The following is a 12,002-nucleotide window of genomic DNA, read 5'->3' on the forward strand; positions in this document are numbered from 1 at the left end:
CGGTGCCGGTGCAGTGACCGGCGCACGGCGCGTTAGCTGGCAGGCTGCTGACTCTTATCGACTTTAGTCGCCGGTTTACCGGAAAACAGGAACCGTAGCAGCGGAATGCGCAGATGAATTTCGTACAGCGCAATCGCAATGCCCACCACAAATATTAACCCGGCGGTAAAGCCCAGCAGGTTTGAACTGATATGTGGCGTGATAAAGGCCCCGAAGAACAGCGTCAGCGGGTGGTGTACCAGATAAATAAACAGGGATGCATTCACGAAATAGGTCACGCGTGCCGATTTAAAATTCAGCAGACGATGCCCCAGAGAGAAGACCACGTTAACCATCCACAGGCCCAGCAGCATGGTGATCACGCTTTCAGTTTCGTACATCCAGGCATCGCCGCTGCCATACCGCTGATTCAGCAGATAGGCGATAAACGCCAGTCCCGCCCCGAGAGTACAGCCGCGTGACGGCGTGGTGAACAGGGTTTTCAGCTGCGGATGAACAAAAGCCAGCGCGCCAAGGATAAAGAAAGGCAAATAGTAGAGGGTCTGCATCACCACAAAGTTAAACAGCCCGTCGCTCAGTATCGGCGGATAAACCATAAACAGCGTGCGGCGAAGCCCGGCGTAGGCAATGCCCACCAGTAAAAACAGCACCGAGAGTTTGCCGTAAGTCATATTGGCAAAAAAGGTCTCTGAACGGGTGCTCAGGTGGCGGCGCATGCGGCTGAACAACCACAGGCTGAGGGTAGTCATCACCACCAGCACCAGCAGAAACCATAGGTGCGACACCAGTTCCCAGGCAAGCGTGTTGTATTTTTCGTACAGCGACAGGTTTTGCCAGTTATCCGCTTTACCTTTCACATACTGCAGCATGATGAACTGCGGCAGCGTCAGCAGGGGAATGGCGGTGAGCATCGGGATGCCGACCCGTTCGACGCGCACTTTCCACCAGCGTTTCAACGGATAGCGCAAGAACAGCATGTAGGAAAAGTAGCCGGAAATAACGAAAAAGACCTGCATGCGGAATGAGTGGATAAAATCGTTAAACAGCGTCAGCCACCACGAGGACTCGGTGCTATTGACGTGCCAGACGTGGCTCGAATAGATCAAGGAGATGTGAAACGGGATCCCCAGCAGCATGAGCCAGGCCCGAATAGAATCAAGGAAATATTCGCGTTGTGCAGGTATGGTACTCATATAACGTTGTGCATTCTCAGACTTTTCGTCTTATCCATAAGACCAATAGTGTTTACATTCGGAGCCAACCCTACACGAAGTCCGACACACTGTCTCCAGGATAAGCACGCAAAGTGAATACGGGTTGCTTTCACTTGCTTAATCCATGAGCCAGCGCGCTTAACAAAGCGGTGATTATGTTGTCGGATTACCTGATTTTCCATTAAAATGGATCGGATCGATATAAGCACACAAAGGGGGAAGTGCTTACTTATTATGAAACATAAACTACAAATGATGAAAATGCCTTGGTTAGGGGCAGCAGTATTGTTGTCTCTGTATACCTCATCGGCCTGGTCTTTTAACATCGACGACGTCGCAAAACAGGCGAAAACGATGGCAGGCAAGAGCTACGAGGCACCAAAAAGTAACTTGCCCTCCGTTTTCCGTGATATGAAATATGCGGACTATCAGCAGATCCAGTTTAATCACGATAAAGCTTACTGGAACAAAATCAAAACCCCGTTCAAGCTTGAGTTTTATCATCAGGGGATGTACTTCGACACGCCGGTCACCATCAATGAAGTGACCTCCACCGCGGTACGCAAAATTAAGTACAGCCCGGATTACTTTAATTTCGGTGACGTACAGCACGATAAAGACACCGTCAAAGATCTCGGTTTCGCGGGCTTCAAAGTCCTCTATCCCATCAACAGTAAAGATAAGAACGACGAAATTGTCAGCATGTTGGGGGCGAGCTATTTCCGCGTCATCGGTGGCGGCCAGGTGTACGGTCTTTCTGCCCGTGGTCTGGCGATCGATACCGCGCTGCCTTCCGGGGAAGAGTTCCCGCGTTTTCGTGAGTTTTGGGTTGAACGTCCAAAACCCACCGACAAACGTCTGACTATCTATGCGCTACTGGACTCACCGCGTGCCACCGGCGCGTATCGTTTTGTGATCATTCCGGGCCGCGACACCGTGGTTGACGTGCAGTCTAAAGTCTACCTGCGCGATAAAGTCGGCAAGCTGGGCGTTGCCCCGCTGACCAGTATGTTCCTGTTTGGGCCTAACCAGCCTTCGTCGGTCTCTAACTTCCGTCCGGAGCTGCATGACTCTAACGGTCTGTCGATCCTGGCCGGTAACGGCGAGTGGATCTGGCGTCCGCTGAACAACCCGAAACACCTGGCGGTAAGCAGCTTTAGCATGGAGAACCCGCAGGGGTTTGGTCTGCTGCAGCGTGGTCGTCAGTTCTCCCGCTTTGAAGATCTGGACGATCGTTACGATCTGCGCCCAAGCGCCTGGATCACCCCGAAAGGCGAGTGGGGCAAAGGGAAAGTTGAGCTGGTAGAAATCCCAACCAACGATGAGACCAATGACAACATCGTCGCCTACTGGACGCCGGATCAGCTGCCGGAAGCCGGGAAAGAGATGAACTTCAACTACTCCATCACTATGAGCCGCGATGAAGACAAGCTGCACGCCCCTGAGAGCGCTTACGTCACCCAGACGCGCCGCTCCACCGGGGATGTGAAACAGTCGAATCTGATCCGTCAGCCTGATGGCACCATCGCCTTTGTGGTTGATTTCTCCGGCCAGGAGATGAAAAAACTGGCACCGGAGACCCCTGTCACCGCCCAGACGAGCATTGGCGACAATGGTGAAATCGTTGAAAACACTGTGCGCTACAACCCGGTCACTAAAGGCTGGCGTTTAACGCTGCGTGTAAAAGTCAAAGATGCCAAACAGCCGACTGAGATGCGAGCCGCGCTGGTGAACGTTGACCAGCCGCTGAGTGAAACCTGGAGCTATCAGCTACCTGCCAATGAATAAGACAACTGAATATATCGATGCCATGCCGCTGAGCGATATCGAGAAGGCGGCCCTGCCGAAGGGGGATCTCAGCGCGGTTCATACCGCGCTGGATGCTGACCATCATCCGTTTACCCGCGATGATGACACCCCGCTGGGCTCTGTAAAGAGCCGTCTCGAGCAGGCCTGGCCCGATTCGCTGGCTGAAGGTCAGTTGATTCGCGATGATGAAGGTCGTGCCCAGCTTCAGGCGATGCCGAAAGCGACGCGCTCTTCGATGTTCCCCGATCCCTGGCGCACCAACCCGGTGGGCCGTTTCTGGGATCGTCTTCGCGGTCGTGACGTCACTCCGCGCTATCTCTCCCGTCTGACCAAAGAGCAGCAGGCAAACGAGGAAAAATGGCGTACCGTCGGCAGTATTCGACGCTATATCCTGCTGCTGCTGACCATCGCGCAGACCGTCGTCGCCACCTGGTACATGAAGACCATTCTGCCGTACCAGGGCTGGGCGCTGATCAATCCGGCCGATATGTTTGGCCAGGATCTGCTGGTCTCGTTTATGCAGCTGCTGCCGTATATTTTACAAAGCGGCATTCTTCTGCTGTTTGCCATTCTCTTCTGCTGGGTGTCGGCCGGTTTCTGGACCGCGCTGATGGGCTTCCTGCAGCTGTTGATTGGCCGGGATAAGTACAGTATCTCCGCGTCGACGGTGGGGGATGAAGCACTCAATCCCGAACACCGTACCGCGCTGATTATGCCTATCTGTAACGAAGACGTGGATCGCGTTTTCGCGGGCCTGCGCGCCACCTGGGAGTCGGTAAAAGCGACCGGGAACGGCGCACATTTCGACGTCTACATCCTGAGTGACAGCTACAACCCCGATATTTGCGTGGCTGAGCAGAAAGCGTGGATGGAGCTGATCGCTGAAGTGCAGGGCGAAGGGCAGATTTTCTATCGCCGCCGCCGCCGCCGCGTGAAGCGTAAAAGTGGCAACATCGATGACTTCTGTCGTCGCTGGGGCAACCAGTACAGCTATATGGTGGTGCTGGACGCCGACTCCGTGATGACCGGCGACTGTCTGACCGGGCTGGTGCGTCTGATGGAAGCCAACCCGAATGCCGGGATCATCCAGTCCTCGCCGAAGGCGTCGGGCATGGATACTCTGTATGCGCGTTGCCAGCAGTTTGCTACCCGCGTATACGGGCCGCTGTTTACTGCGGGCCTGCACTTCTGGCAGTTGGGCGAGTCCCACTACTGGGGACACAACGCCATCATCCGCGTGCAGCCGTTCATAGAGCACTGTGCGCTGGCCCCGCTGCCGGGCGAAGGCTCGTTTGCCGGTTCGATTCTGTCGCATGACTTCGTAGAAGCGGCGCTGATGCGTCGTGCCGGTTGGGGGGTGTGGATTGCCTACGACCTGCCGGGCTCCTATGAAGAGCTGCCGCCGAACCTTCTGGATGAGCTGAAGCGCGACCGTCGCTGGTGTCACGGTAACCTGATGAACTTCCGCCTGTTCCTGGTGAAAGGTATGCACCCGGTACACCGTGCGGTGTTCCTGACCGGCGTAATGTCCTATCTCTCCGCGCCGCTGTGGTTTATGTTCCTCGCCCTGTCGACCGCGCTGCAGGTGGTGCATGCGCTGACTGAGCCGCAGTACTTCCTGCAACCGCGCCAGCTGTTCCCGGTGTGGCCGCAGTGGCGTCCGGAGCTGGCGATTGCGCTGTTTGCTTCTACGATGGTGCTGCTGTTCCTGCCGAAGCTGCTCAGTATCATTTTGATCTGGTGCAAAGGCTCGAAAGAGTTCGGCGGTTTCTTCCGCGTGACGCTCTCTCTGCTGCTTGAAGTGCTGTTCTCGGTTCTGCTGGCACCGGTGCGTATGCTGTTCCACACCGTCTTCGTGGTCAGCGCGTTCCTCGGTTGGGAAGTGGTCTGGAACTCTCCGCAGCGTGACGATGACTCCACCCCGTGGAGCGAAGCCTTTATGCGCCACGGCTCGCAGATGCTGCTTGGTCTGGTGTGGGCTGTCGGCATGGCCTGGCTGGATCTGCGCTTCCTGTTCTGGCTGGCACCGATCGTCTTCTCGCTTATCCTGTCGCCGTTCGTGTCGGTGTTCTCCAGCCGTTCAACGCTGGGCTTGCGTACCAAACGCTGGAAGCTGTTCCTGATCCCGGAAGAGTACTCCCCGCCGCAGGTGCTGGTGGATACCGACAAGTATCTGGAGCTGAACCGCAGCCGTTCGCTGGAGGATGGATTTATGCACGCGGTGTTTAACCCGTCATTCAACGCCCTGGCAACCGCGATGGCAACGGCCCGCCACCGTGCCAGTAACGTGCTGGAGATTGCCCGCGATCGTCACGTGGAACAGGCTCTGAACGAGACGCCTGAGAAGTTGAACCGCGATCGTCGTCTGGTGCTGCTGAGCGACCCGGTCACGCTGTCACGTCTGCATTACCGCGTGTGGTCCGCCCCGGAGAAATACTCCTCCTGGGTAAACCACTACCAGACGCTGAAGATGAACCCGCTGGCGCTGAAGGTTAAATAGCCCCACCGGCAAATAAATACCGGCTCTTGAGCCGGTATTTTTTTATATTGAGGAAGGAATGAGAATACTCATTGTTATCATGATGGCGTTACTGCTGAGCGGCTGCGGCAGTATCATCAGCCGTGCCGTACCCGGACAGGGGCACGGCAATCAATATTATCCCGGCGTGCAATGGGATGTTCGCGACTCCGCCTGGCGCTATCTGACTGTGCTCGATCTGCCGTTTTCGCTGGTCTTCGATACGCTGCTGCTGCCGATAGACGCGCAGCATGGGCCTTATGAGTAACTAGCGCTCGTCCCACTCATCTGCTGCGGCTCGCCCCTCTTCGGTATCCAGCGGCGGTTCAAGCTGAAATTCACCCTCATCCCATTCATGCAGGGTGTTTTCTTCCAGCCACTCCTGACGCAGCTCAATTTCGTCAAAGTCATCATCAAAAACGGCCTGCGCCGCGGCGCCACTGAGTATCGGCAGACATTCGCCGTCTTCGCCCTCGTCGGCAAAGAATTCGGCCTGCCACATTATGTCGCCGTCCTGCAGGACATACTTTTGTATATTGAGTTGCTCAATATTCGCGTCCGTTTCCTCTACGCCGGTATTGTTGGCGAGGAACTCTTCGCGAGCGGCATCAATAGCCTCTTCCAGCGTGGCATACATAGTCATTAGCGTCTCCCTGTGATTTGACGAAGTATTCAGGGAAAGAATAGCTGATTCTCACTGTTTGCAAGTATGAATGCGGCGAAAGCCGTCACGGAGTTGTCTTAATCTGGTGCCGACTGCGGCTGACGGACTGCCCGCGACAGGCTGAGCCAGGAATAGAACACGTTGAACAGCACCACGCCGGCGGTAACGATAAACACCGTCCGGAAACCAAAGCTGGCAGCAATCCCCGATCCCAGCAGCGGGCCAGTGACGTTGCCAATATCGCGAAACGACTGGTTATAGCTGAAGATGCGCCCGGCGATCTCCCGAGTGGAGTTGTACACCAGCAGCGTCTGGACGGCAGGCAGCAGGGCACCATCGGCCGCGCCGAGTAAGAAGCGCAATACCCCGAGCTGCCACGGCGTTTGCACCAGCGACATCGGAATCAACAGCAACACGGAGAACACCAGGGCGACGATCAGGATCCGCTCCGGGCCAATACGATCGCCCAGTTTCCCCAGTCGAGGGGCGCTGAGCAGCGCGGCCACGCCCGGCACGGAGGCGATCATCCCGCTGATAAACGCGATATTGCCGACGTTGCCTGCCAGGTCGCGCACGTACAACGTCAGGATCGGCGCAATCGAGCCGGTCGCCACCTGAATAATCAGAGTCGTGACAAACAGGCTTAACACCAGTTTGGGGTTTTTCAGCGAGGCGAAAACCTGCCTGGCATGCAGCATCTCTTTTTTAGCAACCGGGGTAAAATTCTCCCGGATGCAGAACCAGGTCAGCAGGAAGCAGACAAACAGCACCACGGCGGTAATAAAGAACACCGGGCGCAGACCGTAGCTGTCGGCCAGCAGCCCGCCTGCCAGCGGGCCGAGCAGCGCACCGCTCACCGCACCGGTTGACAGCGTCCCCAGCGCCCAGCCGCTTTTATGGCGCGGGATCTGCGTGGCGATCAGCGCGTTGGCGTTGGGTACAAACCCGCCCAGCAGCCCCAGCACCGCGCGCAAAATAAGAAATTGCCAGATGTTTTGCGCCATCCCCATCAGCAGCATGATGATCGCCATCCCCAGCGCTGAGCGCAGCAGCATGATTTTGCGCCCCTTGCGATCCGCCAGTCCGCCCCAGAAGGGGGAGGCAATGGCTGAGAAGAGAAAGGTGATGCTAAACACCAGCCCCGACCACATGTTCAGCGCGCTATGACCGCTGACGCCAAGCTGCTCGACGTACAGGGGGAGAAAAGGCATCACCAGGCTAAAGGCGGCACCGGTGAGAAAGCAGCCCAGCCAGACAACCGTCAGGTTACGTTTCCAGTTTATTGGCGTTTCTGAGGATGACATAACAATCCGCGTTCTGATGCGCGACGGCATCATTATGAATGAAGGTAGTAAGCCTGCTAATTATGCGCCTGGGTGATGATTGCTGCAATGGCAGAGGAGGTTAAAAACAGAAAGTAAACTGCGGCCACCGGGGCCGCAGGGGGGATTAATAGCGGGAAGGGACGCCTTCCGGGCGGGTTTTAAAGCGGCGATGCAGCCACATGTACTGCTCGGGTGCCATCAGGATGCATTTTTCGATGATGTCATTCATCCAGGCCGCGGTGGTTTTGGCGTCGTCCAGCGGAGGCGAACACTCCGGCTCCAGCATCATCAGCTCGTAGCCTTTGCCGTTGGCTTTACGGCGCGGGACAAACGGCACAATTGCCGCACTCGACAGCCGCGCCAGGGTCCAGGTGCCGCTGGTGGTGGCGGCATCGTCAACGGCAAAAAACGGCACGAAGACGCTGGCTGTTGGGCCGTAGTCATGGTCAGGCGCATACCAGATCACTTCCCCGGATTTCAGCGCGCGGATCATCCCCTTCAGATCCTTACGATCGATCATGCTCTTGTTGGAACGCATCCGGCCTCGGGTCTGCAGCCAGTCGATCACCGGGTTGTCGTTCGGACGATAGACGCCGATACCGGGTGCCTGCATGCCGAACATGCGCGCGCCAATCTCGAGGGTCAGAAAATGAATCCCGATCAGCAGTACGCCAGTATTTTCCGCCTGCAGGGTGTGTACCGGCTCCATGCCAGCGCCGGTAACCTCCATCCAGCGGCTCATGCGTTTGTCTGACCAGAACCACGCCATCCCCGTTTCCATCAGTCCCATCCCGACCGATTCAAAATTTTTGTCCACCAGGGCTTCGCGCTCTTGCTCGCTCATCTGCGGAAAGCAGAGTTCCAGATTGCGCCGGGCGATCCGGGTGCGACGGGTCATAAAACGCATGGCCAGGTGACCAAGACCGCAGCCCAGACGATAAATCACCGGGTAGGGGAGTTGCACCAGTAACCATAATAAACCGATGCCAGCCCAGGTAAACCAGTGACGTGGATGCAGCAGCGCAATGGAGAATTTAGGTAAATGGGTCATACCGTTCCTTTTTTTATTCTGTCCTGTTGTCAGATTGTCGCATTTTTCGATTCATAACCAAAACTCATCGCGACGGAATGCTTATCAATGCGGCAAATGTTATGAGCCGATCACGCTAGAGAAAGAAATGTAGCGCAAAATGAGGGGATGTAAATTCTCAATCTTTGCTATATCATCCCGCCCGATTTTCATTATCCAACGATTGCAGGAACCGTACACCATGCCAGTGTTACACAACCGCATTTCGAACGAAGAGTTAAAAGCGCGCATGCTGGCCGAAACCGAGCCGCGCACCACAATCTCGTTCTATAAATATTTTACCATCGTTAATCCGCAGCAGACCCGCGACGCGCTGTATAAAGCTTTAACCGAGCTGAATGTTTTCGGACGCATTTATCTGGCGCATGAGGGTATCAACGCCCAAATCAGCGTTCCGGCCAGTCAGGTCGATGCGTTGCGTACCTTCCTGTACGGCTTTGACCCAGCCCTGAACGGCCTGCGGATGAACATTGCCCTGGACGATGACGGTAAGTCATTCTGGGTGTTGCGCCTGAAAGTGCGGGAACGCATTGTGGCTGACGGTATCGACGACCCGACGTTTGATGCCAGCGACGTGGGTGATTACCTGAAAGCGGCAGAAGTGAATGCCATGCTTGACGATCCCGACGCCGTGTTTATCGATATGCGTAACCACTACGAATACGAAGTGGGCCATTTCGAAAACGCGCTGGAAATCCCGGCCGATACCTTCCGCGAGCAGTTACCGAAAGCGGTCGAAATGATGCAGGAACATAAAGACAAGAAGATTGTGATGTACTGCACCGGCGGGATTCGCTGCGAAAAAGCCAGCGCCTTTATGAAGCATAACGGCTTTAATAAGGTGTGGCATATCGAGGGTGGGATCATTGAGTATGCCCGTCGCGCGCGCGATCAGGGGCTGCCGGTGCGCTTTATCGGCAAGAACTTTGTCTTTGATGAGCGGATGGGCGAGCGTATCTCTGAGGACGTGATCTCAAACTGCCACCAGTGCGGCACTGCCTGCGATACGCACACCAACTGCAAAAATGACGGCTGTCATCTGCTGTTTATTCAGTGCCCGGCCTGCGCGGAGAAGTTCCAGGGCTGCTGTAGCGAACTCTGTAGCGAGGAGAGCGTTCTGCCTGAAGAGGAGCAGCGTCGTCGCCGTGCCGGACGCGAGAATGGCAATAAGATCTTTAATAAGTCGCGGGGGCGTCTGAACACCCGTCTGGGTATTCCGGATCCGGAATAAGCGTCCAGCCTTGCCCGGTCACGCCATGCTGACCGGGCGAGGAAATTACTTCTGCTGCACCCCTTCTACAGAGATAATCAGCTCAACATCCTGAGATGCCGGACCCAAATCGGTGGTGATATTAAAATCTTTCAGGTGAATTTTACCCGTCGCTTCAAAGCCCGCACGTTTTCCGCCCCACGGATCGTCACCCTGACCGATCAGTTTTGCATCCAGAGTCACCGGTTTGGTTACGCCGTTAAGCGTCAGGTTGCCGGTGATATCCAGACCATCACCGTCTTTCTTCACTTCAGTTGAGGTGAAGGTCGCCTGCGGGAATTTCGCCACGTTGAGGAACTCTGCGCTGCGCAGGTGCTTATCGCGCTCGGCGTGGTTGGTGTCCAGGCTGTTGGTATTCAGGGTCACATTGACCTTGTCGGCCGCCGGGTTCTTTTCATCGAAGGTAAAGGAACCGTCGAAGTCTTTAAAGGTGCCGTACAGCCAGCTGTAGCCCAGATGCTGAATGCGGAAATTGACAAAGGCGTGCTGACCTTGCTTATCAATTTTGTAATCAGCCGCGACGGCTGAACCGGTGGCGAACAGCAGAGAGGCGACGGTTAATCCCAGCAGGCGTTTTTTCATTTTATGCTCCAGAGTCAGGTGACGCTTTGCCCAACATACGTGTCAGGGTGGCATCTTTATCAATAAAGTGGTGTTTCATGGCCGCAAGGCCATGCAGTGCAGAGAGCGATACCACGCCCCACGCCAGCCACAGGTGGACTGAGCCGGCCAGATCGGCCTGCGTCCCGGCATCGGCCAGCAGGGCGGGCACATCAAACAGGCCAAAGACGCTGATAGGCTTTCCATCAGCCGTCGAAATCAGATAGCCGCTAATAAGGATCGCGAAAAGCACTGCATACAGGGTGAAATGGGCAACGGTGGCGCCGATGCGCGTCAGGCGCGTCTGGCTTTTTAGCGCCGGAGGCGGCGGAGAGACACGACGCCAGAGAAGGCGAACGACCAACGCCATCATCAGCACAAAGCCAATGCTTTTATGCAGCTCAGGGGCCTGGTGGTACCAGCCGTCGTAATAGCTCAGGGTGACCATCCATAATCCAAGGCCAAACATGGCATAGACCGCGATAGCCATCGCCCAGTGTAAACACATGGATATAACGCCATAGCGTGTAGGGGAATTACGCACCTGCATCATAAATACCGAAATTAAATAGTGAGGGCTCAAAATGGCGTGCTGAAAACATTATTGCAAATGATATTTAGTGATTTGGTTTTTTAATTTATTTAGAACAATATTTTTGAATGAAATGAGCTTTAAATTGTCAGGATGGCTGTTAAAGAAGTGTTGTTTCTGTTTGTAATGGCGGAGTGTGACCGTTTTATGATATTCAAATAATTTGCTTTGAAATTATAGTTATCTTGAGAATCGTCAGCTTTTGTCAATATTCTCTGTCAGGAGAATACAATGTAAGCGATATCGAGGAGCAACAGCACCACCGACAGCAGAATATAGAGCATCAGATGCTCGCGAATATTATTGACCAGATAATGAAAAATACGCTGCATAAGGGTTTCGACTGAGTGGTAAATACCAGGCTTCGGTAACCCGAAGCCTGACAGGATTAGCGACTAAAGCGCGACAGGGAGAAGGGCGTAAGATCAAACGCTGGGGTTTGGTCCTGAGCGAACTGCGCCGCAATCTCGCCCAGCACGCTGGCGAATTTAAAGCCATGACCGCTCAGACCGGTGATCAACAGCGTGTTGTCATAACCCGGGAGGGTATCAATGATGAAATCTTCATCCGGGGTGTTGTCGTAGGTGCATGCAGCACCGTGCAGCAGACCGCCAACGCCGGGCAAGATATTGCGCAGAAACGCAAAAGCTTCTGAGCCATCGCCAGGATACTCGCCAAACGGCTTACGCGCTTCCGGGGAGGCGATAACCTGCCCACCGTTGTGTTTGCCAATCTTGAGGGCATCTTTTTCCGACGGGAAGCCGTAGAACTGATTGCCGTCAGGCAGCTCACCGGTAAAGGCCGGGAAGCGGTTCTGGTGGCTGTAACGGCCGTCGGCCTGGAACCAGGAAAACACTTTGCGCACGGGCTGCACCGGCAGGCCAGGCACCAGCTGCGAAACCCAGGTTCCCGCGCTGACT

The 12,002-nt window shown here is 55.2% G+C and carries 12 protein-coding genes; 4 read left to right on the top strand and 8 right to left on the bottom strand.

Annotated features, from left to right (window positions below; all coding sequences use genetic code 11):
• Nucleotides 1–32: 32 nt before the first annotated feature.
• Nucleotides 33–1,193, bottom strand: coding sequence for a glucans biosynthesis protein MdoC (gene mdoC, locus ACRDD5_RS03925; RefSeq protein ID WP_438675990.1), 1,161 nt, complete (start codon nt 1,191–1,193; stop codon nt 33–35).
• A gap of 273 nt (nt 1,194–1,466) precedes the next feature.
• Here mdoC and mdoG point away from each other — a divergent pair, with 273 nt between their 5' ends.
• The 3 genes from mdoG to ACRDD5_RS03940 are packed head-to-tail and all read left to right on the top strand — an operon-like array spanning nt 1,467 to nt 5,809.
• Complete coding sequence (mdoG, locus tag ACRDD5_RS03930) at nt 1,467–3,002, top strand: glucans biosynthesis protein MdoG (protein ID WP_271281792.1); 1,536 nt, start codon at nt 1,467–1,469, stop codon at nt 3,000–3,002.
• On the top strand, nt 2,995–5,523 hold the full coding sequence (gene mdoH / locus ACRDD5_RS03935; RefSeq protein WP_271281791.1) for a glucans biosynthesis glucosyltransferase MdoH: 2,529 nt from the start codon (nt 2,995–2,997) through the stop codon (nt 5,521–5,523). Before mdoG ends, mdoH begins: the two co-directional genes overlap by 8 nt.
• A 58-nt stretch (nt 5,524–5,581) precedes the next feature.
• Nucleotides 5,582–5,809 (top strand): YceK/YidQ family lipoprotein, encoded by a 228-nt coding sequence (locus ACRDD5_RS03940; RefSeq protein ID WP_271269548.1) that lies wholly within the window; start codon nt 5,582–5,584, stop codon nt 5,807–5,809.
• Here ACRDD5_RS03940 and ACRDD5_RS03945 read toward each other — a convergent pair whose 3' ends face one another.
• The 3 genes from ACRDD5_RS03945 to ACRDD5_RS03955 form a co-directional block, all read right to left on the bottom strand.
• Entirely contained in the window at nt 5,810–6,184 is a 375-nt protein-coding gene (locus tag ACRDD5_RS03945; RefSeq protein ID WP_271281790.1) for a MysB family protein, read from the bottom strand. It abuts the gene before it with no gap.
• A 98-nt stretch (nt 6,185–6,282) separates the two neighbouring features.
• On the bottom strand, nt 6,283–7,509 hold the full coding sequence (mdtG, locus tag ACRDD5_RS03950) for a multidrug efflux MFS transporter MdtG (RefSeq protein ID WP_438675991.1): 1,227 nt from the start codon (nt 7,507–7,509) through the stop codon (nt 6,283–6,285).
• A gap of 145 nt (nt 7,510–7,654) precedes the next feature.
• A complete protein-coding gene (locus tag ACRDD5_RS03955; protein ID WP_438675992.1) occupies nt 7,655–8,581 on the bottom strand; it encodes a Kdo(2)-lipid IV(A) acyltransferase in 927 nt (308 codons plus the stop codon).
• Nucleotides 8,582–8,801: 220 nt separating this feature from the next.
• On the opposite strand from ACRDD5_RS03955, the gene trhO reads away from it, so the two are divergent.
• On the top strand, nt 8,802–9,851 hold the full coding sequence (gene trhO / locus ACRDD5_RS03960; protein WP_438675993.1) for an oxygen-dependent tRNA uridine(34) hydroxylase TrhO: 1,050 nt from the start codon (nt 8,802–8,804) through the stop codon (nt 9,849–9,851).
• Nucleotides 9,852–9,896: 45 nt separating this feature from the next.
• On the opposite strand, the gene ACRDD5_RS03965 is transcribed toward trhO, so the two are convergent.
• From ACRDD5_RS03965 to ACRDD5_RS03980, 4 genes are all read right to left on the bottom strand, one after another.
• Nucleotides 9,897–10,472 (bottom strand): YceI family protein, encoded by a 576-nt coding sequence (locus tag ACRDD5_RS03965; RefSeq protein ID WP_271281786.1) that lies wholly within the window; start codon nt 10,470–10,472, stop codon nt 9,897–9,899.
• 1 nt (nt 10,473) lies between these two features.
• Complete coding sequence (locus ACRDD5_RS03970) at nt 10,474–11,040, bottom strand: cytochrome b (RefSeq protein WP_438675994.1); 567 nt, start codon at nt 11,038–11,040, stop codon at nt 10,474–10,476.
• 260 nt (nt 11,041–11,300) lie between these two features.
• Entirely contained in the window at nt 11,301–11,414 is a 114-nt protein-coding gene (locus tag ACRDD5_RS03975) for a DUF2770 family protein (protein WP_438675995.1), read from the bottom strand.
• A gap of 56 nt (nt 11,415–11,470) precedes the next feature.
• Nucleotides 11,471–12,002: FAD-dependent oxidoreductase (locus ACRDD5_RS03980; RefSeq protein ID WP_438675996.1), on the bottom strand; the 532-nt coding region annotated here is incomplete at its 5' end.

The sequence above is a fragment of the Silvania sp. genome, from assembly GCF_051656365.1.
Lineage (GTDB): Bacteria > Pseudomonadota > Gammaproteobacteria > Enterobacterales > Enterobacteriaceae > Enterobacter > Enterobacter hatchlandensis.